Raw genomic sequence first — 23,593 nt, forward strand, 5'->3', positions numbered from 1 at the left:
TGCCCCCGTCGCACGGGGGAATGCTGATCAGTTGATTCCTTGCAAGGCTTCGCCGACTGCATCGAACATCCGATCCAGTTCCTGGGGTTTGGTATTAAACGTGGGCCCGAACTGGAGGGTGTCACCGCCGAAACGGACGTAGAAACCTGCTTTCCAGAGCGCCATACCCGCTTCGAAAGGGCGGATAATCGGATCCCCGTCACGCGGAGCGATCTGCAACGCACCAGCGAGCCCGCAATTGCGGATATCGACGATATGCTTCGCGCCCTTGAGGCCGTGAATGGCCTTCTCAAGATGTGGTGCCAGGTCCGCAGACTGCTGGATCAGGTTCTCCTTATCCAGCAGTTCCAATGTCGCTAGAGCGGCGGCGCAAGCCACCGGATGGGCGGAATAGGTATAACCATGAGTGAACTCGACAGCATGCTCAGGAGACGCCTGGTACATGAAGGTGTTATAGATCTCGCTCGTGGCAATCACGGCCCCCATCGGAATGGCACCGTTTGTAATCTGTTTGGCTACGTTCATCAGGTCCGGTGTAACACCGAAGTATTCGGCACCGGTCATGGTGCCCATGCGCCCAAAAGCGGTAATGACTTCATCGAAGATCAGCAGAATGTGGTGCTGGTCGCAGATTTCACGCAGGCGTTGCAAATAGCCTTGCGGTGGAACGATGACACCAGCCGAGCCGGACATCGGCTCAATAATGACCGCGGCGATATTCGAGGCGTCGTGCAGTTCGATGAGTTTCAATAGCTCGTCGGCCAGTGCCACCCCGCCGGTCTCGGCAGCGCCTTTGGTAAAGGCAAGTTCTGGCTGCAAGGTGTGCGGCAGGTGGTCGACGTCCATCAGTTGCCCGAACATCTTGCGATTGCCGCCGATCCCTCCCAATGCGGTGCCCGCGACGTTCACGCCGTGGTAGCCGCGGGCCCGACCGATCAGCTTGGTTTTCTGCGGTTGTCCTTTCAGGCGCCAGTAGGCACGCGCCATCTTGATGGAGGTGTCTGCGCTTTCAGAACCGGAGCCTGTGAAGAACACATGATTGAGATTGCCGGGGGTCAGGCTGGCAATCTTTTCCGACAACTTGAAGGACAGCGGGTGGCCATATTGGAAGGCTGGTGCATAGTCCAGGGTGACCAATTGCTTGGCCACGGCATCGGCGATTTCCTTGCGCGAATGGCCGGCGCCGCAGGTCCACAGACCGGAAAGGCCGTCGAAAACTTCGCGGCCGTGCTCATCCATCAAGCGATTGCCTTGGGCTGCGACAATGAACCGTGGATCTTTCTGGAAATTGCGGTTCGATGAAAACGGCATCCAGTGGGAGTCCAATTTGAGGCCACTGGCCAAAGAGGCTTTTGTTTGCAAGGCCTGGTTCATGACGCTGATCCTGGGAGGGTGGATGTCGCGTAGCTTGTGCTGGAAGGTCATATACGATAAATCTATATTTTCTCGTATTCAGTTATCGGAAAACTCACCAATGACGAAAAAAGTCCCCCTCCATCAAGTCAGTGATTTCGATCTGAGGTTGTTACGCGTGTTCAAGACCGTCACCGAATGCGGGAGCTTCTCTGCGGCAGAAAGTGCTCTAGGGATCACTCGATCCGCCATCAGCCTGCACATGGGGGATCTGGAGAAACGCCTTGGCATGCGTTTGTGCCAGCGCGGGCGCGCCGGATTCGCGCTGACGGATGAAGGCCGAGAGGTCTTGCGAGCAAGTGAGACCGTTCTAGCGGCCATTGAGGGGTTTCGCAGCGAGGTCAACCAGATGCACCAGAACCTACGCGGAGACCTCAACGTCGCCATCGTCAACAATTTGGTGACGCAACCGAAAATGCGCATCACCCACGCTCTCAAAGCAGTACGAGCCGAAGGCACCGGGGTCCGCATCAACCTCAGCATGAGCACTCCTGGCGAAATCGAGCGCGGACTACTGGACGGTCGGCTGCACGTAGGGGCAGTACCACTGATCACGCCGCTATCAGGCCTGGACTACAGTCTGCTCTACGAGGAACGATCAAATCTGTATTGCAGTCATGAACACCCCCTGTTCTCCAGTGCAGAACAGGTGAGTGATAAAGACCTTATGCTTGCTGACGCCGTCGTGCCCACCTACAGGATGACTGCGGAAGCCATCGGCCTACACCAACTGCTGAACGTAGCAGCGTCCGCGACCGACAGAGAGGGCATCGCATTCTTGATCCTGACGGGAAGCTACATAGGATTCCTTCCCGATCACTACGCCGCAACTTGGGTGGAGAAAGGGCTTATGGCAGCGCTTGATCCTGCCAGATTGTATTTTGACTCAAAGCTGGCTATCGCTACCCGCAAAGGGCGCCGACAGAACCTGATCCTTGAACGCTTTCTCAACGAACTACACATCAACAACACCGCAGCCTAGATCCCTCCTCCCCTCTGCTTCGCGCGCCTACTCTCCTGACCTCCACCCTGCTCCGCCCTCTGAATGTGCTGTTGATCACACAGGAGGGTGGGCGGACATCCGTTCGTAAAAAAAACTGTATGCAGTGTTGACAGAACTGCCAGGCTGGCAATAGCCTGAATACATTGCTGCACACAAGGCGGCACTCCTAAAAACATCATTGCTCTTCTTTGCTTGCTCTTCTGCCTACAACAACAAATTACGGAGAGATTCAAAATGGCTCGTTTACTTTCCCGCAACGCCTGTAGTGGTGTCGCCGGCCTCGCGGCAGCTATAGCCCTTTTCATGCAGCCCTGCGCTCAAGCGGAAACTCAAACCTGGCAAAACGTTCAGCAAGCCGGCGTATTACGCTGCGGCGCGGCAGTTGCCGCACCCTACGTGATGCGCGACCCATCAACTGGGCACTACAGTGGTTTCTTCGTTGATCTGTGCCGCGACTTCGCTGAAAACGTACTCAAGGTTAAGGCACAGTTCATCGACACCAGCTGGGATAACCAGGTAGCGGGCCTGCAGAGCGGGAAATGGGATATGGCCATGGCGTTGAACCAGACGCCGGAGAGAGCCAAGGCCGTAGCATTTTCGGTGCCGGCTACCGACTATCAGATTTCTTTGCTGACTAATCAGAAGAACCCGAAATTCAATGGGGCCGGCAGCAACCTCGCCGACTATGACAAGCCTGGCGTGACCATCGCCGTGATCTCCGGCACGGCTGCCGACAAAGCTGTTTCGGGCGCCATCAAGAACGCAACCCTCATGCGCTTGCCCGGCTCCGATGAAACCCGTATGGCCTTGATGTCGCGTCGAGCTGATGTGCTCGCTGACGCCAACGACACCAACCACTTGTTCGCACTCGCCAACGAATGGACCAAGGAAGTATTACCGGTCCCAGCGCTTGCCAAACAAGGTGTGTCCTTTGCCCTTGCGCGCGAAATACCCTTTGAAGATCTCGCACAACTGGATGCGTACCTGACTCAGCGCCGTGAGGCGGGTGAGATCGACAAGTTGGTGGATAAAGCTTCCGCCCAGATCATTGCGGGCAACAAAGCCCGGTAACTCCCGCTGACATGCAGGGGCTCCTACTCAGAGAGCCCTTGCGGAGACGATTGTCATGAATACTCCTTATTTGGTAGCAGCCCAGTCACAGGCTTCGCTTACCCCGAATTCCGCTGACAGCGGGGATTTCATCCAGCTGCGCGACGTGCGTAAGTCCTATGGTGAGCAACTGGTGGTAATGGACCAGATGAACCTGGACATGCGCGCCGACGACCGCCTAGTGATCATCGGCCCGTCCGGCAGCGGAAAAAGCTCGCTGCTGCGGGTCCTGATGGGACTGGAGAGCATTCAGGGTGGAACGATCCACTTTCAGGGCAAACCCTACATCGACGGAAGCCGCAAACAGGGTAAACCGCTGGACGAAACCCTGCACAAACAAATCGGCATGGTGTTCCAGCATTACACCTTGTTCCCGCACCTTTCAGTGCTGGGCAACCTGATCCTCGCCCCGGTCAAAGTGCATGGGCTGAGTAAAGCTGAGGCAACCGAAAAGGCCCGCGCCTATCTGGCACGACTTGGTCTGGAAAGCAAACTGCACGCCTATCCAAGCCAACTATCAGGGGGACAGAAGCAACGCGTTGCAATTGCCCGCGCCTTGATGCTGGAACCGCGACTGATGTTGTTTGATGAAGTCACCTCGGCCCTCGACCCTGAGATGGTCATCGAAGTGCAGAACGTGATGTTGAAGCTGGCAGAGCAAAAGATGGCGATGATCATCGTCACCCATGACATGCACTTCGCCCGCCACATCGCCACCCGAGTGGTGTTCTGTGCCAACGGCAAAGTGGTCGAACAAGGCCACCCCGATCAGCTCTTCACCAGCCCACGCGAACCGCGTACCCGCGAGTTCCTGGAAAAGGTCCTGCACCTGGATTGAGGGCTAGACAATGAACTACCAATTTGATTTTCACTTTCTAAGCGGCAGCTTTCCGGCCTTGTTAGACGGGCTCAAGGTCACACTTCAATTGGCCCTAGTGTCCAACCTTATCGGTCTGGTGCTCGGCTTCCTGTTGTGCCTTATGACCTTGAACCGTTGGTTCTTCATTCGCTGGCCAGCGCAGCTGTTCATCGAGTTCTTCCGCTGCACCCCGGCGCTGTTGCAGATCGTCTGGTTCTTCTACTGCGTGCCGATGCTGTTCGACGTGTTCATCGACCCAATTGCCATGGGCTTCTTGGCACTGGGTCTAAACCTCACCGCGTTCAACGCTGAAGCTTATCGCGCAGGTGTTCAAGCAGTGCCCCGCGAACACTTGGACGCTTGTGAGGCTCTAGGTCTGAGGTCATGGCAACGGACTTTGTACGTGATCTTGCCGCAGGCCGTACGAACTGCCCTTCCAGTATTGATTACCAACGGTATTGGCACTCTGCAGCAGAGCGCACTGGTGGCAATTGTCGCCGTCGCCGACCTGATGTACGTGGGCAAGAGCTTGGCCACTGAGGCTTACCGCCCCTTGGAAACTTACACCCTGATCGCCCTGATCTACTTCGCCATGTCCCTGCCGATCGGGCAGTTGGTGCAGTGGTTCGAACGGCGCCAGGAAATGGCCGGCCAGCGGTGAGGAGATAGTCATGCCACTCGATTTCTCAGTTGTTCTGAACTACTGGCCGGTATTGCTTAAAGGCTTGGCCCTGACTCTCGCGTTCACGTGTGTCTGCGCCCTGCTGGGCAGCCTGCTCGGTTTTGTAATCAGCATGTTGCGTCAAGTCAAAACCCCATTGGTGCGCCTGCCGCTGACCTTGTACGTGGAGTTCTTTCGCGGCACGCCACTGCTGATCCAACTGTTCTGGGTGTTCTTTTGCTTCCCAGTGGTGTTTGGACTGGACATCCCGCCGTATGCCTCGGTGCTGATCGCACTGACCCTTTACATGGGTGCGATCACTAGCGAGACCTTCCGCGGCGCGCTCAAATCCATCGCCAGCGAGCAACATGACGCCTGCACCGCTTTGGGTCTGACCTCTAAGGTCAAGGTGCTCTATGTGATCTTCCCCCAAGCCCTGCTGCGCGCAGTGCCACCGCTGCTTTCTAACGTAGTCAGTTTGTTCAAAGAGAGCGCACTGATCTCCTCGGTCGGAGTCGCGGACCTAATGTTCGTGGGCCAAAACATTTCCAACAGCACCGCCCGCCCTGTCGAGTTCCTCTCGGCGGTAGCGGTCATCTACTTCCTCGTAGCCTTCCCGCTGACACGATTGGTCGGTGTGGTCGAAGGGCGCCTACTGCGCCGCTACGCCTACTGACTTAACTGATCTCAAACCACCCCGGAGACTCATCATGAAACTGAACGGTATTCTGCCTGCCCTCGTCACCCCATTTGACGCCGCTGGCAAAGTCGATCACGACACCCTTGCCTCGATCCTGGAACATCAACTGGCCGCTGGCGTCAGCGGTTTCGTACCACTGGGTTCGACCGGTGAATACTACGCATTGGCTAACGATGAGCGCCGTCAGGTCCTGGCTACCGTCAAAGAAGTAGTCGGCGATCGCGGCACCCTGATTGCAGGCGCCAACGGCTCTTGCACCCGTGAAGTGTTGGAACAGATCAAGCAAACCGTCGACGCAGGCTACACCAACCTGTTGATCGCCCCACCTTATTACGCCCTGCCGTCTCAGGAAGAGCTGCTGGCCCACTACAACACTATTCTCGAAGCATTCCCCGAGATCAACGTGGTGCTCTACAACTACCCAATTCGCACTAACGTCGAAGTGGGCATGGATGTGATCGCCGCGCTCCATGAGCACCCACGCGTCATCGGCATCAAGGAAAGCAGCGGCAACCTGTTGCGAGCCATCGAAATCGCCGAGAAATACAAAGGCATCCAGCTTTCCTGCGGCTCCGACGACCAAGCTCTGGACTTCTACCTGTGGGGCGCCGATAGCTGGATCTGCGGTCCAGCCAACATCTTCCCGGAGAAGGTCGTAGCCTTCCACAAAGCCTTCACCAGCGGCGACATCCGCGGCGCCCAGCAGATTATGCGCAGCTTGTTCCCGGCCATGGCTAACCTGGAAAGCGGCAAGTTCGTGCAAAAGGTCAAGTACGGCGCTGAGCTGGCCGGCTTCAAGGTCGGCAACGCTCGTGCACCACTGCTGCCTCTGACCGTTGAAGAGAAGACCGAATTCCGTAAGGTATTTGAATCTTCGCAGGCCTAACTCGGTAGCTCTTCGGAGTACCTTGTAGTGGGAGGCACGACGCTATGACTCTGCCCTCCCACACCTGCTCCTAATCCCGCCGACCTATTTATTGAGCATTGCATCCATGAACAACCCGCAAGCGTCATCGCAACAGGCTGTAGTCATCGGCGGCGGTATCGTCGGCGTTTGCTGCGCGCTGTACCTGCAGCGCGACGGCCACCGGGTCACCCTCATCGACCCAGCCGCCCCCGGTGACAGTACCGCCAAGTGGAGCTGCGGCCAGATGGCAGTAAGCGAAGTAATCCCTCTCTCCAAGCCCGGCATCTTAATGAAGATCCCAGGCTGGTTGCTCGATCAGAAAGGCCCCTTGGCCCTGCGCCCTAGCGCGCTGCCGGGGATCCTGCCTTGGTTCATGCGCTTCCTCGCCTGTGCACGCCCTTCGAAGATCAATGAGATCGCGAAGGATATGGCCCGCCTGACCCAGCATGTGTATGAAGACTATGCTCCACTCCTCGACGCCTGCCCGGACAAAACCTTGCTCGGCGATCGGCCAGTCCTGGAGGTGTTCGACTCCTCTGCAGGACTGGCCCACGAGCGGCCGCATCTGGAGTTACGCAAGCAACTCGGTTTCCGCTCCGAAGAGTTGGACGGTGCAGCAATTGGCGATCTGGAGCCGGCCTTAGCCGGAAAATTCCAGCATGGCCTGATGTTCCCTGACTGGCGTGCGGTGAATGACACCGAAGGTTTCATCGCCGCTCTAACTGAAAGCTTTATTGCCCAAGGTGGTGTACGTCTGCGCCAGCTGGTGGTGAAGATCAATGAGAACCACGATCAAGCTACTGGCGTGACGCTGGACGATGGCAGCCGGATACCCGCCAGTGTGCTGGTAGTCGCAGCTGGCACCGGCGCCAGATCCTTCTTCGACACGCTCGGCGTGAACATCCCGCTCGCCGGCATTGCCGGTTACCAAGCGGTACTCCCGCAGCCTGGCGTAGAGATCCGCCACTCAGTGATCTATGCAGACGGTGGCTTTTGCTTCGCACCGATGACCCGTGGTCTACAGATTGGCGGCACCATCGAGTTCGCCGCGCCCAATTCCGAACCGAATTTCAAACGGGCCGAAATCATCATGGAAAAGGCCCGCCGCGTGTTGCCGCAACTGAATACCCAGGGCATGGAATTTGGGGTCGGTTATCGCCCGTTTCTGCCAGACACCAAACCTGTAATCGACCGCTCACCACGACTGAAGAACGCCATCCTGGCATTCGGTCATGGCCAACTTGGTCTCACCCTTGGCGCCACAACCGGCCGCTTGGTAAGTGACCTCGCTGCTCAACGCACCCCTACTCAGAATCTCTCTGCATTCAGTGCCCGACGCTTTGCCGTCCTTGGAGGAAACGCATGAACCGCTACGACCAGTTTTATATCAACGGCCAATGGGTCACCCCAGTCAATGGTGGTTCGTTTCAATCCTTCGACCCCAGTGACGAAAGCCTGATCGCCAACGTTGCATCCGGTTGCGCCGAAGATGTCGATCTGGCTGTCAAAGCAGCACGCGCAGCCTTCGATGAAGGTCCTTGGTCGCGTCTCAGCGGTGCCGAGCGTGGCGCCTACCTGCGCAAGATCGCAGACGGCATTCGGGCACGTCAAGAAGAGTTGGCGACCATTGAAGTACGCGATAACGGCAAGCCATTCCCGGAGGCAATGTGGGACATCGGCGACACTGCTGGTTGCTTCGATTTCTACGCCAATATGGCCGAGGAGCTGGATGCAAAGCGCGAGAAACCAGTAACGCTGTCCGACGATCGCTTCAGCTCGCTAGCACGCAAGGAGCCAATCGGAGTAGCTGGGGCCATCGTGCCTTGGAACTACCCGATGCTGATGGCCTCGTGGAAAATCGCGCCAGCCTTGGCGGCAGGCTGCTGCATTATCCTCAAGCCTGCCGAGCAGACATCGCTGACCGCGCTAGAGTTGGCACGCATTGCCGATGAGGCCGGCTTGCCAGCCGGTGTGTTGAACATCGTCACTGGCCCAGGCACTACGGTTGGCGCAGCTCTAACCGCGCATCCCGGTGTGGACAAACTGGCCTTCACCGGCAGCGTCCCGGTAGGCAGCCGCATCATGCAAGCGGCCGCTCAAGACATCAAGAACGTCACCCTGGAATTGGGCGGGAAGTCGCCTTTCGTCATCTTCGCCGACAGCGATCTCGAAGCAGCCGTCGAGTGGATCATGTTCGGGATTTTCTGGAACAAAGGCGAAGTCTGCTCTGCAACATCGCGAGTGTTGGTAGAGCGCTCGGCGTATGAACCTTTACTGGCTCGCCTGGCGGAAGAAGCAAGCAAGATCAAGATTGGCAACGGTATGGAAGAAGGCGTTCTGCTCGGCCCACTGGTCAACCGTAATCAATACGACGGAACTCTGCGAGCCATTTCCCGCGGCCTGGAAGAAGGCGCGCGCCTGGTATCGGGTGGTGAGCGCCCGGCACATCTGGACAAAGGTTTCTATCTGCAGCCGACTGTGTTCGCCGACGTACCGGAAGACAGCTGGATCTGGAATGAAGAAATCTTCGGCCCTGTGGTCTGTATCCGTCCCTTCGATACCGAAGAAGAAGCTGTAAAATCGGCTAATAACTCGCGCTTTGGCTTAGGTGCCGCAGTCATGTCCAAGGACCTGAAGCGATGCGAGCGCGTGGCGCGTCAGTTCCGAGCGGGAATTGTCTGGATCAACTGCTCCCAACCGACCTTCACCGAGGCCCCGTGGGGCGGTTACAAGCAAAGCGGTATCGGTCGTGAGCTGGGTGAATGGGGTCTGAACAACTACCTCGAAACCAAGCAGATCACCACCTATAACAGCGATCAGCCTTGGGGCTGGTACATTAAGTGAGGTAGCGCCATGCGTTGGAAACAGACCCTGCAACTGGCGGAAGTGCACTGCGAAGGCGAGATCGGCAAGGTCATAACCGGTGGCGTCCTTGGCATTCCAGGCACCACCATGCTAGACAAGATGAACTACATCAACGAGGTCGACGACAGTCTTCGTCGCTTGGTGACTTTGGAGCCCCGCGGCTGTCTGCAGATGTCGGTCAATTTGCTACTACCGCCCACCCGCCCCGAAGCTCATGCTGGTTTCATCGTGCTTCAAGCGGATAAAGCGCACCCCATGTCAGGCAGTAACTGCATCTGCGTCGTGACCGCTCTGCTTGAGCTGGGCATGGTGCAGATGCAGGAACCAGAGACCACCGTGGTGCTGGACACCCCGGCAGGTCTAGTCACCGCCCGGGCCAAGTGCGTGGACGGTCGTTGCCTGAGCGTATCACTCGACATGTTGCCGTCATTTGTCGAACACCTGGATCTGGTTATTGAGACTGAAGCTTTCGGTAAAATTAAGGTCGATGTGGCTTTTGGTGGTGTTTACTACGCGCTGATCGACGTGGATCAGACCGGGATAAGCATCGCCCCAGAAAACGCTCGGGCGTTGGCTGATACAGGTGTAGCACTCAAGGATGTAATCAATCGCCAGTTGAATATCCAGCATCCGCTGCTGCCTTCTGTCAACGAAGTGGCATACGTGATGTTTCGTAACCGAATAGATGAGCGCACCTATCAGACGTGTACCACCCTGCCCCCAGGCCGAGTGGACCGTTCACCTTGCGGTACGGGTAGTTCGGCCAATCTCGCTACTTTGGCTGCACGTGGCCTTGTTCAGGCCGGTGATAGCTTGGTGTCGCGCTCGACCATTGGCGGACAATTCCAAGTCGAGTTACTCGGGACTACTGAGGTGGCTGGGCGAGCGGCGGTGCTGCCACGGGTCACCGGTCGAGCATGGCTGTATGGGCTTCAGCAGTTGGGAGTGGATCCGGATGACCCACTAGCCGCGGGCTTCATGCTGAGCGATACCTGGGGAGAAGGTCTAAAGCAGTGACCTTAAATGGGCCGCGCTCAGAAGTAATCTGAGCACGGCCCTTCTCCGGGCAGGTTTGAATTTAGGTTCTTCTATGCAAAAGAAAAAAACGCCAATTACCGTGACCTGTTACATCGAAAGGAATTTAAGACATGCGCTTTCGTTGACATCGGAACCTGGGGGTTACACCTCCTTTGAATGGGGGTTAAACACCAGGAAACGGCATCCAAGGAAGCGCCTCTAGTGTCTCGGTCTAATGGACACGTGGTCGGTAACGATTACGATATAAAAAAGTATTGTCCTGTATGATAGGGGCCAGACCAACCGAGACCTGATGATGGCAACTGATAATGAAATTGAAGGCGGCCCTCGTCGCCATGGCGGCCGCTACATCTACGAAGAGTTGCGCAAGCAGATTCTAACTCTCAAGCTCAAGCCAGGCGTGCAATTGGATGAAGTATCCCTTGCGGCGCAGTTCGGCCTTTCTCGCTCCCCTGTTCGCGACGCACTGGCACGGCTCATCACTGAAGGCCTGGTAGTCATCCTGCCCAATCGCACGACGCTGGTTACGCCTTTTGAGATCGAGGAGTTCCCCAACTATGTCGCTGCCTTGGACCTGATGCAGCGAGTCGTCACTCGTTTGGCAGCCACTCAGCATCGCCCAGAAGATCTCGAAGCTATCCGCCAGGCGGATGCGGCTTATTTAAACGCTGTCACTAGCGGAGACTTTCAAGTCATGTCCGAGCTCAACAAAGCTTTCCACATGGCCATCGCGCGGGCAGGACGTAATCCGTACTTCATCAACTATTATGAGCGTCTGCTGGGCGAAGGGCAGCGTTTGCTACATCTGCATTTTGACTATATCGTAAGTTCAGCGAGTGCTAATCGCTTAGGTCGCGATCACGACGATATTATTCAAGCCATCGCGGCCCGCGATGGCGATGCAGCCGAGGCAGCAGCGCATCAACATACCATGCTATTCCAACGCCGCTTTTTGGACTACATGCAGCAGAACCTCACCGCTCACATATCCGTAACCTAATTCAGCGGTGATCATCACAGCGTGGCTCAACATCGTAGCCTCTCTGGCATCGACGTAGCCACGCAGATAGCTGAGTATGACCCCAGCTTCATCGACACTCCTTTCCCTACCCTTCCTAACAAGCCTTAGAAATACACTAGCCCCGGCGAAAGCCGACTTTTGTAATTACGCGCAAACTGCCTTAGTAAGTGATAGGTACTGAACATTCTTCTGTTGCTTTAATCAAGGCGATCAAAATTCCATTGTTGACTCAGATTCTTGGGCTGATCTCTCGGCGCTCAGTTGCAGCGCGCTTGAACTCTCAAAATGGCCCGCCATTTAGGAGGGCCATTTGAGATTTTTTACTTGGAGGAGACTTCTGCAACGGTGGCTGCATTAATAGCCTTGTCAATTTCACCAGCTTCACGGAGTTGAGTAATAAAAATGTTCAGAACTTGAAGATCCGCAGGTGAAACATCTCGCCGCAACCCGAATGAAACGCCTTGTTTGGCTAAAGGTGGATCAAGCTTAATTTCTCTTGCCCAATCTTTGTTAGCGGCTGCAAACATGCGATTAGTGTCACTTGAGTCCGCGATAATATCCCCCCGTCGGGTTATGACCGCGAGCCTTGTTTCGTCAAGCCCTGGCAATCGCAAGATCGTGGCCTTCTTGACTACCGCGCTAATGGCCTTTTCTTGGGACGTCCCCGCCATCACGACGATATTAACACCCTCTTTATCGTAATCCTGAATCCTATTGCCCGCTGCAGCAAACTTCGGATTGTCTTTATTGATAAGTAATGTCGTTTGGTCATCTGCAGCGGGAGCGGAAAATGCAATGGCCATAGCTCTTTCTGGCGTTTCGTTGAGGCCCATTGCCAAATCCCACTTTTTGCTTTGCAGGCCGGCAATCAAGTTGTCCCAGTTTGTGTCCACAAACTCAACTTTTACTTTTAAGATTTTCTCACCGAAATTCCTGCACAAGTCTGAGAAAAAACCACTGTATTCCGAGGTCATAGGATCCCGCATCACATAGGGTGCAGCGACCGCAGCACCACATCTCAGGACACCAGCGCTTTGCACATTTTTCCATAGCTGTTCTTCAGCAGCGTTGCTGAAGGAATGAACCATAACCGCACTGCACGTTACTGAAAGCACAACCGCATTGCGAATAGAGCGAGCAAAATACCGAGCCATTTTTTTGTACCTTTTTAAAAGAGTTTATTGTAATAGGCAGAGCAATATTTTCTATCCATGTATAACACCTCTCTCAGGAGGCTACATAGTCCAATGCACAGCAGCACCACTACAGCGTAATAGCATTACAACAGCAAACTACTTATCAAGCTAAACACCACTCCTTCGAAGGGCATTGGCACGAAAGCACGAAGATACCCCTATGTAACGAAACCTCACTTCTGCGCTGGATCATTACACCCGCGCCACAGAAAGCCACCCATCAGACAATGGCTGGTTATAAGACAGGGCAAAGCAAAGCAGATGGTCGCGCTAGATCAAGCGCAGCGGCACTTGTACCGCTACGCTGATCAGTTAGCGCCTTGGTTTACTCAGCCCTTATTCTCAATATCGAATTTCAGGGTTACGTCAGCCCTTGGGCATTAGCCCAATTTGCGGCGTCATTTAGAGTTTCCGAGAATGCGTCAAAGATTAGATCGACGTCCTGCTCGCTGCTTATCAAAGGAGGGCAAAATGCAATCGTATCGTAGATCGCTCGGATTATTAAACCGTGCTGATGCGCTTGTTTGAAGATAAAAGCGCCCAACGTTCCAGTATTATCAAATGGTTTCTTGGTAGCCTTATTGGATACAAGTTCGATACCACCCATAAGTCCTACACCGCGTACGTCACCGACCAGCGGATGGTTAACGTATGAGCGCAGCCGTTGATGGAAATGGTTCGACAAGTCCTTTACGTGGGAAACGAGGTTTCGCTCTTCAATAATTCTTATGTTTTCTAATGCGACAGCGGTAGCAACCGGATGCCCCGAAGTTGTCAACCCATGTACGAATGAGCCTAGCTTAGAGCTTTGAGACACCAAGACATCATTTATTTCGCTAGAAACAACAACAGCGGCCAATGGTTGATACGAGGAAGTTAACTGCTTGGAAAGCACCATGATATCAGGACTAATACCATAATAATCCGCACCAAACATAGTACCCAATCGCCCAAAGCCGGTGATAATCTCGTCAAGCACAAGAAAAATGTCGTATTGACGGCAAATTTTCTGAATAGCTGCCCAATAACCTTCTGGCGGCGGTATTACGCCCCCAGCGGCAATTACTGGCTCCGCAAAAAATGCGGCGATAGTGTCCGCACCCTCCGAAAGAATATACGCTTCGAACTCGTCGGCCATACGTGCGGAAAATTCGATTTCCGTCTCACCCAGTTTGCCGAATCGATAATAATTCGGACAGGTTAAATGATGAACGGGGATTGCCGGAAGGTCGAAATCTCGATGAATTGATGGAATGCCAGTAAGGCTTCCAGTCGCAACAGTAGCTCCATGATAAGCCTGGTGTCGAGAAACAAGTTTCTTTTTCCGAGGTTTTCCAAGTGCATTGTTGACATACCACAGAATTTTTATTGCAGTATCGTTGGCTTCGGATCCTGAATTAGTAAAGAATACATGATTCAGTTCGCCAGGTGCCAGCTCAGCCAGCCGAGAAGCAAGCTCCGCCGCCGGGGCGTGCGTTTTATGACTAAAACTATGGTAGTACGGTAGCAATTCAAACTGCTTGGCAGCTGCGTCTATCAGACGCTTTTCGCTGAAGCCTAATGCTACACTCCATAGTCCAGACATTGCTTCGATATAAGAGTTGCCTTTGTCGTCTATGACGCGAATACCGTCCCCCTTAGTGATTATCAAGGGGCCAGTTTCACGGTGCTGGGAGAGATTGGTATAGGGATGGATATACGCCCGATCTTTATCGGCGATAGAGGAGCTACTCATATGCTCATTTCCTGCCGACCTACGGGCGGCAACGGACGAGTACGTTCACCGGCGGTTCGTCAAACGGTTGTTGGCTTGAGGCCAACAGAGCATGAGAAGTCACCCGGCTATGGGCGACGGAAGAATTGTACGCAGCACTGAACACATTATGCAATCTCGATTTTGATGATTATTCACTATCGATCGTAGATTGCGAAAACCTTGAAAAAGCACACAGGAGTGGGTGGCGAGAGTGTCTGCCCAGCATTTGGAGCCGCCGGCAAAAAAAGTGAGGTACGACGGAGATAATCACGCTCGCATCTCTGGGGGGCAGCCTGGACAGTGGTTGAACCACCTCGAAGGATTACGGCAGAGCCTGCACGATTGGGGCCGACGCGAGGTGCGACGCGGCCTATCTTTGACCGGCTAACACAGTACTGGGCAGGCCTGGGTGCATCGATGTTTTGGTCAATAACGCTGGGATAAACCGCCGATGAGGCATCGGTAACGGTGAATAGGTACATACGGCCCAAAAGCTCTGCGCTCAGGGGAAATCAATGATTCACCTGCGCCGAACCGTTCTGCGGATCAGACGATGGCTGGGACTGGAGTCTTCCGATGCCTAATCTAGTCAACGCCCAGATGCAGCCTCATTATTGTATTGAAGGGATACAATAATTGGACGATGAACGAGCGCATAGGCCTATCGCGGCGCTCATGCAGCTCCACGGTAGACCTCCTTCTTACGCTACTGCCTGCGCCCCAGTGATTTCGACAAGCGAACCGCACATGAACGCTGCCTCGTCCGAGGCAAGGAAGGCCACCACCGCTGCCACTTCCTCTGGCTTACCGATACGCCCGAACGGCACCATCTTATCCAAATCGGCAATGGTCCGGCCGGAGCGGAGCACGCCAGCTTCAAGCATTGGAGTATGGATTTCACCAGGGCACACAGCGTTGACCCGAATATTCTGCGGCGCGTAATCCCGTGCTAAGTTCTGGGTAAACGATGCTACTGCTGCCTTTGTGACGTTGTAGGCAATGTGGCCTGGTGCTGGGTAAAGTCCCCATTGCGATGCAGTGTTAACAATGGCGCCGGCCCCATTCTCGATCATGATCGGGAGAACTGCTCGGCACAGATGGAACATAGAATCTAGGTTGATGGCGAAGCTGGTATGCCAATCGTCCTCGCTCAATGCCAAAAGATTCCCGCGGCGGTTGATCCCTGCGTTGTTGACCAAAACATCGATACGCCCCAACTGCTTTACTACCGTATCTACCAGGCCACGGCATGCCTCACCTGAGCTAATGTCGGCAGCTATCGCAACTGCCTTACCCCCACTAGCGTTGATCCCCTCGACCACTACTTTCGCCGCTTCCAGATTGACGTCGCTGACTACTACCTTTGCGCCCTCGCTTGCCAAGCGCGCCGCGATCGCGGAGCCGATGCCGCCTGCGGCGCCAGTCACGATTGCAACTCTGTTTTCAAATCTGTTCATCATCGACTCCTGCTTATTGTATTGGTGTAGTCGCTCGAATTTTGGGTCGATCGCTTAAGCAAAACCCTGAGAGGAAGCCAGTTGTGGTTCACCAGCTCGGGAATCTGCACACGACGGTCGTTCGCGAGGGCGTGTCGGGAAAGGCTCCAAGCCGGCCGCGCTGGATGCTCTGCGATCAGCGAATTGCGCGTCTCCGGCGGCCAATAGTGGCTACCGTGACAGGGCGGCTGAAGGCTGATGGGAACCTGAACCATCTCATTACCCATGCTCATTTCACTGCGTCAAACGATCGGCCCTCCATGACAAATATGTTATGTGTGCAGCAATGCATACAATCTATCCACCGCAGTCCTGCGTGTCAACAGACCCGCACCAAACACGACAGCAGCGCACAGGCTGGGGGCCTTTTTGAGATGCAAAATGGTAAGTAATGGAGCGGTTTGGATGTGCAGAATCGTAAGCGTCGGCCCGACACCCTCTTGCTGATCAGGCCTTCACCTGCTCTTTAGCCATTGATTGACCCAATCGCAGTCAAACTGCTGTCTGATCAAATCCATCATCCCCATACCATTCCGACATTTCTTCATGTTCGGGATGATTCGGATCTGCCAGCGCCGCTAAAAACTCTTCATAACCAGGCACACCGCCAATATCTTCCGGCGGGCGTCTATTGGCCCCATCAATGCAACACGGCACCTGCGGGAAAATAATCGCGGGCAAGGTTTTCTCGACTTTGATGCGCAGTTCCCAGTTGTCGCCAAAGTCGTAGACATAACGAAACGTCTTCTTCCCGTACAGCACGTTGATCAGCTTTTTACGCTGCTCAGAAATCACCGGAGGGTCCCAGTCCGGGTCAGGCATGCCGTAACTTTCACCATCTATTTCAAACTCATGCAGATGCGTGTCGCTCCAGCCAAACACAGCCTGGATCACCTGATGCAACTTGCTCAAGGTAATGTTTTCAGGCACCGCAACTCGACGCCAGATCGAAGGTTTATTCATTTAAATTCGATGTGTAGCACCAGGACCTGGTCGGTTTTAACCATAGACGGAGGAGTCGTTTTGGGCATGAGTCAAGCAGCCTCGCTGTGTTCGAGGGGGTTAAGGGAAACGTTCCAGGGCAACAGCTCCTTTACCCCGTTGATCGGGTGGTCAGCGATCCGCTCCAGCACGTGGGTCAAATAGGCTTGCGGGTTAAGGTCGTTGAGTTTGGCAGAGCCCACTAGGCTATAAATCGCAGCAGCTCGCTCTCCACCGGCATCGGAGCCGACGAACAGCTAATTTTTTCTGCCTAGCGCGACAGGCGCGCAACGCTCGTTCGGCAGCGTTGTTGTCGATCTCAATCCGCCCGTCATCGCAGTAGCGCACCAGTGCCTGCCACCGATTCAGGGCATAGAAAACCGCACGGCGGGACGATCGCCGCGGACATACGTCTATAGGCTCGCCGTTTGGTTCTGCCGGTGCCGGGTGAGAGTGCGCGAATGGGTGTGTCGTCGGCGTGGACTTTATGGCCACTCAGGATGTGAGAACCGTATCCGCCAGCACGCCACGAATAGCAATGCTCGTGCTTTCTTCAAGCTGCTCACCGACCCAGAGCTACTGCAAGATGTCGAATCGTCTATACCCAAGCATCGTCAACGGCTATTCCCGCCGACCGAAACACTGTCCATGTTTCTGTCCCAGGCGATGAGCGCCGATCGCTCCTGCCAGAATGCCGTGAATGATTTTTCTATCAGACGCTCCTGCGAGGGGTTGAAGCCCAAGAGCATTCATACCGGTGCTTACTGCAAAGCCAGAGCGCGGTTGCCGGTGGAGATGGTTTCAACTTTGTTGCGCTCCACGGGGGCATCAATGAGCAACCGGGCTCCATCATCGTGGCGTTGGAGGGGGCGACCAGTACGTCTCGTGGATGGCACTACGGTCACCCTGCCGGATACGCCGGCGAACCAAGAGGCCTATCCGCAATCTCATGGGCTGAAGCCGGACTGGGCTTTCCCATCTGCCGCTTGGTGGGGATCGTTTGCCTCGCCAGCGGTGCTGTTTTGGATGCTTCGTTGGGACGTTTCCGCGGTAAAGGCGGTGATGAGCAGACGCTGCTCAGAACCATGCTCGACACCTTGGAACGAGGTGACATCGTGCTGGGCGATGCCTACTACGCAACCTACTTTTTGTTATTTGAATTGCAACATCGAGGCGTGGACGGGGTGTCTGAACAATACGGCGCTCGACGGCGTAGCACGGATTTTCAGCTGGGAAAGCCTTGGGGTCGGAAGATCATTTGGTTGAGTTGAAAAAGCCCAAGGCAGAGCCGTCCTGGATGGGCCAGGCCTATTACGACGAGGCACCTGAAACGCTGTCAGTACGCGAGTTGAAGACCGGAGGGAAAATCCTGGTCACTACTTTGAATTGTCCACAGCAGGTGCCCAAAGCCGCCCTCAAATCAATGTTCAGAGACCGATGGCATGTGGAGCTGGATCTGCGCAACCTCTAGACTACCCTGGGGCTTGAGGTACTGAGCTGCAAGACACCGGGCATGGCCGTCAAAGAGTTGTGGATCTACTTGCTGGCCCACAACCCGATACGGATGCTCATCGCGCAATCAGCGCTGCTCGCCGACTGTCTGCCTCGCGAACTGAGCTTCAAGCATAGCCTTCAGCTGTGCCTAGCGTTGGGGCAGTACGGGGCTCAGGAGCAAGAGGATCGCTGCTGAATCTGCTTGAGCTGATTGCCCAGAAACGGGTCGGTCAACGTCCTGGCAGGATTGAGCCGCGCGCCATAAAACGAAGATCCAAGCCTTATCCCATGCTGATGAAAACACGTCGATCAGCCAGGGCCGAGGTCAGAAAGAATGGTCACCCGAAGAAGGTTAAGTAAGTGCCATTCAGGGCTAAGCCTCTTTTTTTGGTTTCTACATACTTCACTGGAAGTCTATAGAAAAATAATTGGAGCGGCAAACGAGACTCGTAGCTGGTGTCTGACTCATTGGAAATTAAGGGTTTCCTTTTATTCCTGAAGTAGGGATGGACTTGTTTTGAAGCTGTATCAAGAGCAGGAGCAGTCGCAATTCCAAGCCAGCAGTCGAGATATATTGATGGCCACTGAGGGGGCAGTCATTCAACCAACGGATTATATTCGCTGGATTGGCTCGGAGATACATACCGACGAAAAAAGGCGGCCCCTACACCCTCCGACCTTCACCGTGGATCGATTTCTTCTTCCTCACCTTAAGTCCTACCGACATGACGCCCCCTTTCGCAACGTTAGCAGCTTTCAGCAAAGGCTGAAGTTCCGCATGAAGACGATGGTACTGCGCAAAGGCAGACGAGATAGTTTGATCAACCAACGCCAATTTTTCTCCGTTTCCAAACGTTTCAAGCTTAGTTAAATCGACGTTACGGTCTTGGCATAATCGCTCTAGCAGCATCCAAAACGGCTCCCTGTGATCGAGGTGCAAATCTTTTCGCTGCGTGATGATCACTCCGCTCGCCGCACACGTTACAGGCAGACCAAGTGAATCGCGAAATGCGATCAATTGCGGACGACTGCAAACCTCAATGCCTCGCATGCCTTGCCATGGACTGATTGAACGACGCCAGTGATGCACCGTTTGTAGGAAAGGTATCTTCACTGCCATCCACGCGGACGAGCCAGATCCCCTTCCCGCCCCCAATGCATTTCTCTCGATCCTGAAGTGGTCAATTCCGACGCCAATTTTTCTGTCCGCGTCCGGATGCATCGCAAGCAACAGGTGTAGTTTTTTGACTGCAAACTTATTGTTGGTCATGCCTGCTGGCGCTTTTTGTAGATAAACTTTGAGCCTATCCAAAAGCTCTTTTTTTGATTTGTACTCGAATGGCCCCAACCAGAACATTCAGAAGCCTCCTTAACTCATCAGTAAACTCAAGCCACATCATCGGTGGCTTGGTTAGTCGAGCCGACTACCATTTTCTCGTGCGTGCTTGATATCTCTCGAGGGTGGCGCTCCGAAACGTCGGGCATATTCACGGCTGAACTGGGCGACGCTTTCATAGCCGACCCGCAACGCGGCGGTGTTCACGTCGACCCTATCGGTCAACATCAGGCTGCGCGCGGCTAGCAGCCCTAACGATTTTTGATATTGAACGGGGCTGGTGCCGGTGAGCTTGCGAAACTTGTGATGCAGCGTCGAGCTGGCCATGCCTGATCGTTCGGCGAGCTCGGCCACGTGCAGCGGCTTGTCATAGTGATGCTTCAACCACTCAATGGCTCTCACGATGCCCTTGTCTCGGTAACCATCGCGAGTGACGCTGCGCAGCCACTGGCCGGCTCCACTGAGCAACAGCCGAACGCAGATCTCCCGCTTGATAAGATCCGACATCAGGCCGGCTTCAAGCGGCCGTTCGATCAGCGTGGAGAGTCGAGCGAACGCGTCGAGCAACTCGCTTGACGCCGCGCCAGAGGCGAAACCTCGCGCCTCAGGGGTCACTCTCTTGCCTAAGCGGAGGCTGGGTCTGGATCACCTCGTTGAGCATGGACAGATCGAGCTTCAACACGACGGACAGATAGGGGGTCTGCTCGCTCGCCGCGGTAACACGAGCCAGTGTCGGAATATCGACCGATGTGACGAAGAACGCCCCCGGCCCGAACTCACAAGCCTCCTCGCCGAACGTGATCTCCTTCGCGCCCTGCAGGATGATAGCCACGCAGGGCTCATAAACGCAGTAGGTGGGCGTACCCAGCCCGGCCATTCGATAAAAGGTCAGGTCTGGAATCGCCGTTTTGCAGACCTCGTTCAAACCAATCTGCGGGGTGACTTTTTCGATAAGCCGCTTGAGTGCCTGGACGCGCTCGTTGGGCTGGGCGGGTTCGCGCACGCTCGGGGAATGCGCAGGGCTGAAACGGAACTGCGAGAAGGAACCGCTCGTCATCACATGCACCTTGTTAACGGAATGTTCGAGTCTGCTGAGCGCGCGCGCCCAGTACAAGCGTATCGGCAGGATTGTGCAAAAGATAGGGCGTATTAGGGTCACCCGGCTAACTGGCGTTGTTCTAACGTCTCGTACGAATACCGGCTTCGATGAGGCCGTGAAGCCTCAACTCGCGAAAGGAACGTTGGATGGACAGAAGAGATTTCCTTACCTTTTCGGCGGCCGGTGCCGTTGCAGCCGCTTTGCTGCCAGCATCGAGTATCGCAAGTTCGATCGCAGCAGCCCCAGCGCCTGCTTCGCTGAGAGAGCGCGGAAGCGTAATGCCGACGCAAGGGCGGCTCGTGCGCGCAGACCTGCCCCTCAATTCACCCTCGCAGGCAATGCGATACATCACGCCTCAACGCTTTGGCATGGGCGGGACCCAGATCGGCAATATCTTTGCACCGATCAGCGACGAGCAGGCAGGCTTGGTCCTGCAGGCCGCTTGGGATGCGGGTGTAAGACTCTACGACACCTCGCCGTTCTACGGGTTTGGCTTGAGCGAATACCGTCTAGGCCGCTTCCTTCATGACAAAAATCCAGACGACTACGTGGTCTCCACCAAGGTCGGCCGTGTATTGACGGCCGCTGGTGGCCCGCGTGCGGACCATGCGATCTGGAAGTCGCCGGCGCCCTTCACCTATCGATATGACTACACCGCGGCAGGCGCGCGACGCTCCGTGGAAGACAGCCTGCAGCGCCTCGGGCTGCCACGTATCGATATCGTCTTTATCCATGACCTCTCGCCCGATAACACTGAGCTGGAAGGCGGATGGGAAGCGGCGTATCAAATCGCGCGCACAGGGGCGATGGTTGAGCTTGAAAAGATGCGTGATGAAGGGCTCATCAAGGCATGGGGCTTCGGCGTCAATACACCGAACGCCGTGATTCAGGCAATGACCCGTAATGACCCGACGCCTGACATCGTATTGCTTGCCTGCCAGTACTCCCTACTCGACCACGGCAATGCGTTGCGCAACACCTTCCCGGCGCTGAAAAGCAAGGGCACCAGTGTCGTGGTTGGCACACCCCTGAATGATGGATTCCTGGGAGGGCGCAGCCGTTATAACTTCAGCCTGGATCTACCGGCCGGAGCGGTAGAAAAGCGCGCGCGAATCATGGCAGTTGCCAGCCGGCATGGCATCGACATTCATACGGCCGCCTTGCAGTTCGCAGCGGCACATCCGCAAGTGTCCGCGATTATTCCGGGGGCGCGTTCACCGGGACAGATCGTTTCCAATGTCCAGGCGATGAAGGTCGGTATTCCGGCAGCCTTTTGGGATGAGCTGAAGAGCCTGGGCTTGATCGATGCTCAAGCACCGGTGCCTTCATGAGTAGCGTCCACGCCCCCGCCACCTGCTGATGTTAAGGCCGCAATAAATGAAAACACGAACGTCTCTCAGGACTTTCGGCGGCCTACTTGCGCTCTCCGGCAGTGGTCACTTACTTGCAGACACACTTGCGCTTAGCGTTCCGTTGCCTGATCCCCTCCCACAGCTAAAGGTTCTTACACTCCTCGTAGGTATACACCTGCTCGGCATGTGCTTCGGTCTCGGCGGGGCAACGATGCTAGACCTGTGGATTTTGCGTTGGATGCGCAGGGGTAGCCTCCCCGTTGAAATCGGACGAACTTTCACTTCGTCAGCGACGCGGTCACTCTTGGGCTATGCCTCCTGTGGCTCTCGGACCTTGGTTTCCTTGCCCTTTACGCAATGGAGTCGCCGGAAAATTTGAAAACCCTAAACTTTGGGCGAAGGTCATTGTGGTGATCGTCCTGACCCTCAATGGCCTGATCATCCACGCGTTTTTGTTGCCAGAAGCACTCCGGGACTTGAGTCGCCCCCTGCTCTTTGGAATATCCCGTAGAAGAGCTACCTTATTTCTCGCATCAGGTGCAGTTTCGGGCGTGTCTTGGTACACGGCTTTTGCCTTCAGCATTTTTCGTGAGTTAAACAATAGCGTCCCGTTCACCCTGCTGGTCATCCTGTGGCTTACGTTGATAATCGCCGCCTCCCTCGCAGCAATTCTGCTCTGGTTGAACTCTGCAGCGGGAGTAAGAACGTCGCCTTCGCTTAGCCCTCTGGTTTAACGATAAGAACGTTGCGCAGCACAGGCTGGCGGCTCAACGAGAACACTGTGAGACGCACAATTATCACCGCCAGAATCGCCAGCCAAGTGAACGGCAAAGCGAATGCAATTGTGGCCGACTTGGGTATTGAAGCCGACGTGCTCGCCGCCATCGCCCAGTCAATCAGCTCAGCACACTCAACGCGGCGATCTTCAACGTGGACAATTCGGTGACCAAGCCGTCGCTTGAGTTGAACGCCGAGCTGTTCGAGTACTCGTTGCAATTGACGTCATCGGCAGCAGTGCCGGTGACCTGTGGTTTGTCGCCGGCTGCCTGATTTCAACAGCTTCCTGATCATCGCCTTGCCGGCGAAACTGGTGAGGCGCTACCCCCCTCGACCACTGCCCGCCTTGCGCGAGAACGGCATCAACCTGCTACGGAAAAGCCGCGTTGCAGGTCCTCGATCAACGTCGCCACGTCCTCCAAGCCGACATGCAAACGCACCATCGGGTTCAAAGCACGGTTCGCCGCACTGTTGCGGTCCTGGGTATCGGCCACGGTAACCAGGCTTTCATAGCCGCCCCATTATGCGC

The 23,593-nt window shown here is 55.2% G+C and carries 17 protein-coding genes and 4 pseudogenes; 12 read left to right on the forward strand and 9 right to left on the reverse strand.

The window, feature by feature from the left end:
• Window positions 1-27 precede the first annotated feature (27 nt).
• Entirely contained in the window at window positions 28-1,374 is a 1,347-nt protein-coding gene (locus tag J3P89_RS15600; protein ID WP_434694769.1) for an aspartate aminotransferase family protein, read from the reverse strand.
• Window positions 1,375-1,474: 100 nt separating this feature from the next.
• Here J3P89_RS15600 and J3P89_RS15605 point away from each other — a divergent pair, with 100 nt between their 5' ends.
• The 10 genes from J3P89_RS15605 to J3P89_RS15650 all read left to right on the forward strand — a co-directional run bounded on the left by J3P89_RS15605 (window position 1,475) and on the right by J3P89_RS15650 (window position 11,556).
• Complete coding sequence (locus J3P89_RS15605; protein ID WP_434698001.1) at window positions 1,475-2,395, forward strand: LysR family transcriptional regulator; 921 nt, start codon at window positions 1,475-1,477, stop codon at window positions 2,393-2,395.
• A 255-nt stretch (window positions 2,396-2,650) separates the two neighbouring features.
• Complete coding sequence (locus J3P89_RS15610) at window positions 2,651-3,487, forward strand: transporter substrate-binding domain-containing protein (RefSeq protein WP_434694770.1); 837 nt, start codon at window positions 2,651-2,653, stop codon at window positions 3,485-3,487.
• A 55-nt stretch (window positions 3,488-3,542) separates the two neighbouring features.
• Window positions 3,543-4,364, forward strand: coding sequence for an amino acid ABC transporter ATP-binding protein (locus J3P89_RS15615; protein WP_434694771.1), 822 nt, complete (start codon window positions 3,543-3,545; stop codon window positions 4,362-4,364).
• A gap of 10 nt (window positions 4,365-4,374) precedes the next feature.
• On the forward strand, window positions 4,375-5,046 hold the full coding sequence (locus J3P89_RS15620; RefSeq protein ID WP_434694772.1) for an amino acid ABC transporter permease: 672 nt from the start codon (window positions 4,375-4,377) through the stop codon (window positions 5,044-5,046).
• A 10-nt stretch (window positions 5,047-5,056) separates the two neighbouring features.
• Window positions 5,057-5,722, forward strand: coding sequence for an amino acid ABC transporter permease (locus tag J3P89_RS15625; protein ID WP_434694773.1), 666 nt, complete (start codon window positions 5,057-5,059; stop codon window positions 5,720-5,722).
• Between the two features lie 34 nt (window positions 5,723-5,756).
• Complete coding sequence (gene dapA, locus J3P89_RS15630; RefSeq protein WP_434694774.1) at window positions 5,757-6,632, forward strand: 4-hydroxy-tetrahydrodipicolinate synthase; 876 nt, start codon at window positions 5,757-5,759, stop codon at window positions 6,630-6,632.
• A gap of 106 nt (window positions 6,633-6,738) precedes the next feature.
• Window positions 6,739-8,019: an NAD(P)/FAD-dependent oxidoreductase gene (locus tag J3P89_RS15635; RefSeq protein WP_434694775.1), complete on the forward strand. Its 1,281-nt coding sequence runs from the start codon at window positions 6,739-6,741 to the stop codon at window positions 8,017-8,019.
• Complete coding sequence (locus J3P89_RS15640) at window positions 8,016-9,497, forward strand: aldehyde dehydrogenase family protein (RefSeq protein WP_434694776.1); 1,482 nt, start codon at window positions 8,016-8,018, stop codon at window positions 9,495-9,497. The genes J3P89_RS15635 and J3P89_RS15640 overlap by 4 nt, the downstream gene beginning before the upstream one ends.
• Before the next feature lie 9 nt (window positions 9,498-9,506).
• Window positions 9,507-10,535, forward strand: coding sequence for a proline racemase family protein (locus J3P89_RS15645; RefSeq protein WP_434694777.1), 1,029 nt, complete (start codon window positions 9,507-9,509; stop codon window positions 10,533-10,535).
• A gap of 313 nt (window positions 10,536-10,848) precedes the next feature.
• Window positions 10,849-11,556, forward strand: a complete 708-nt coding sequence (locus J3P89_RS15650; protein ID WP_434694778.1) for a GntR family transcriptional regulator — start codon at window positions 10,849-10,851, stop codon at window positions 11,554-11,556.
• 341 nt (window positions 11,557-11,897) lie between these two features.
• On the opposite strand, the gene J3P89_RS15655 is transcribed toward J3P89_RS15650, so the two are convergent.
• From J3P89_RS15655 to J3P89_RS15675, 5 genes and pseudogenes are all read right to left on the reverse strand, one after another.
• Window positions 11,898-12,731, reverse strand: a complete 834-nt coding sequence (locus tag J3P89_RS15655; RefSeq protein ID WP_434694779.1) for a substrate-binding periplasmic protein — start codon at window positions 12,729-12,731, stop codon at window positions 11,898-11,900.
• A gap of 403 nt (window positions 12,732-13,134) precedes the next feature.
• Window positions 13,135-14,508 (reverse strand): aspartate aminotransferase family protein, encoded by a 1,374-nt coding sequence (locus J3P89_RS15660; RefSeq protein ID WP_434694780.1) that lies wholly within the window; start codon window positions 14,506-14,508, stop codon window positions 13,135-13,137.
• 722 nt (window positions 14,509-15,230) lie between these two features.
• On the reverse strand, window positions 15,231-15,986 hold the full coding sequence (locus J3P89_RS15665; RefSeq protein WP_434694781.1) for an SDR family NAD(P)-dependent oxidoreductase: 756 nt from the start codon (window positions 15,984-15,986) through the stop codon (window positions 15,231-15,233).
• A gap of 531 nt (window positions 15,987-16,517) precedes the next feature.
• Entirely contained in the window at window positions 16,518-16,988 is a 471-nt protein-coding gene (locus tag J3P89_RS15670) for a plasmid pRiA4b ORF-3 family protein (RefSeq protein ID WP_434694782.1), read from the reverse strand.
• A 71-nt stretch (window positions 16,989-17,059) separates the two neighbouring features.
• Window positions 17,060-17,390: pseudogene (locus tag J3P89_RS15675) on the reverse strand (IS66 family transposase); the annotation flags it as partial.
• An 81-nt stretch (window positions 17,391-17,471) separates the two neighbouring features.
• On the opposite strand from J3P89_RS15675, the pseudogene J3P89_RS15680 reads away from it, so the two are divergent.
• A pseudogene (locus J3P89_RS15680) lies at window positions 17,472-18,860 on the forward strand (IS4 family transposase).
• A gap of 304 nt (window positions 18,861-19,164) precedes the next feature.
• Here J3P89_RS15680 and J3P89_RS15685 read toward each other — a convergent pair.
• Window positions 19,165-19,857: a DUF3223 domain-containing protein gene (locus tag J3P89_RS15685; RefSeq protein ID WP_434694783.1), complete on the reverse strand. Its 693-nt coding sequence runs from the start codon at window positions 19,855-19,857 to the stop codon at window positions 19,165-19,167.
• 54 nt (window positions 19,858-19,911) lie between these two features.
• Window positions 19,912-20,893 (reverse strand): annotated as a pseudogene (locus J3P89_RS15690) (AraC family transcriptional regulator N-terminal domain-containing protein).
• A 188-nt stretch (window positions 20,894-21,081) separates the two neighbouring features.
• On the opposite strand from J3P89_RS15690, the gene J3P89_RS15695 reads away from it, so the two are divergent.
• A complete protein-coding gene (locus J3P89_RS15695; RefSeq protein WP_434694784.1) occupies window positions 21,082-22,266 on the forward strand; it encodes an aldo/keto reductase in 1,185 nt (394 codons plus the stop codon).
• A gap of 1,160 nt (window positions 22,267-23,426) precedes the next feature.
• On the opposite strand, the pseudogene J3P89_RS15700 reads toward J3P89_RS15695, so the two are convergent.
• Window positions 23,427-23,585 (reverse strand): annotated as a pseudogene (locus J3P89_RS15700) (PLP-dependent transferase); the annotation flags it as partial.
• Between the last annotated feature and the right edge of the window lie 8 nt (window positions 23,586-23,593).

Source organism: Pseudomonas sp. Z1-14, assembly GCF_051132005.1.
Taxonomy (GTDB): Bacteria; Pseudomonadota; Gammaproteobacteria; order Pseudomonadales; family Pseudomonadaceae; genus Aquipseudomonas.

Excerpts from the sequence above, each read along its gene's own strand:
- J3P89_RS15600 (WP_434694769.1), bottom strand. The coding sequence starts at position 1,374 with ATGAACCAGGCCTTGCAAACAAAAGCCTCTTTGGCCAGTGGCCTCAAA.
- J3P89_RS15605 (WP_434698001.1), top strand. The coding sequence starts at position 1,475 with ATGACGAAAAAAGTCCCCCTCCATCAAGTCAGTGATTTCGATCTGAGG.
- J3P89_RS15610 (WP_434694770.1), top strand. The coding sequence starts at position 2,651 with ATGGCTCGTTTACTTTCCCGCAACGCCTGTAGTGGTGTCGCCGGCCTC.
- J3P89_RS15615 (WP_434694771.1), top strand. The coding sequence starts at position 3,543 with ATGAATACTCCTTATTTGGTAGCAGCCCAGTCACAGGCTTCGCTTACC.
- J3P89_RS15620 (WP_434694772.1), top strand. The coding sequence starts at position 4,375 with ATGAACTACCAATTTGATTTTCACTTTCTAAGCGGCAGCTTTCCGGCC.
- J3P89_RS15625 (WP_434694773.1), top strand. The coding sequence starts at position 5,057 with ATGCCACTCGATTTCTCAGTTGTTCTGAACTACTGGCCGGTATTGCTT.
- dapA (WP_434694774.1), top strand. The coding sequence starts at position 5,757 with ATGAAACTGAACGGTATTCTGCCTGCCCTCGTCACCCCATTTGACGCC.
- J3P89_RS15635 (WP_434694775.1), top strand. The coding sequence starts at position 6,739 with ATGAACAACCCGCAAGCGTCATCGCAACAGGCTGTAGTCATCGGCGGC.
- J3P89_RS15640 (WP_434694776.1), top strand. The coding sequence starts at position 8,016 with ATGAACCGCTACGACCAGTTTTATATCAACGGCCAATGGGTCACCCCA.
- J3P89_RS15645 (WP_434694777.1), top strand. The coding sequence starts at position 9,507 with ATGCGTTGGAAACAGACCCTGCAACTGGCGGAAGTGCACTGCGAAGGC.
- J3P89_RS15650 (WP_434694778.1), top strand. The coding sequence starts at position 10,849 with ATGATGGCAACTGATAATGAAATTGAAGGCGGCCCTCGTCGCCATGGC.
- J3P89_RS15655 (WP_434694779.1), bottom strand. The coding sequence starts at position 12,731 with ATGGCTCGGTATTTTGCTCGCTCTATTCGCAATGCGGTTGTGCTTTCA.
- J3P89_RS15660 (WP_434694780.1), bottom strand. The coding sequence starts at position 14,508 with ATGAGTAGCTCCTCTATCGCCGATAAAGATCGGGCGTATATCCATCCC.
- J3P89_RS15665 (WP_434694781.1), bottom strand. The coding sequence starts at position 15,986 with ATGAACAGATTTGAAAACAGAGTTGCAATCGTGACTGGCGCCGCAGGC.
- J3P89_RS15670 (WP_434694782.1), bottom strand. The coding sequence starts at position 16,988 with ATGAATAAACCTTCGATCTGGCGTCGAGTTGCGGTGCCTGAAAACATT.
- J3P89_RS15685 (WP_434694783.1), bottom strand. The coding sequence starts at position 19,857 with ATGTTCTGGTTGGGGCCATTCGAGTACAAATCAAAAAAAGAGCTTTTG.
- J3P89_RS15695 (WP_434694784.1), top strand. The coding sequence starts at position 21,082 with ATGGACAGAAGAGATTTCCTTACCTTTTCGGCGGCCGGTGCCGTTGCA.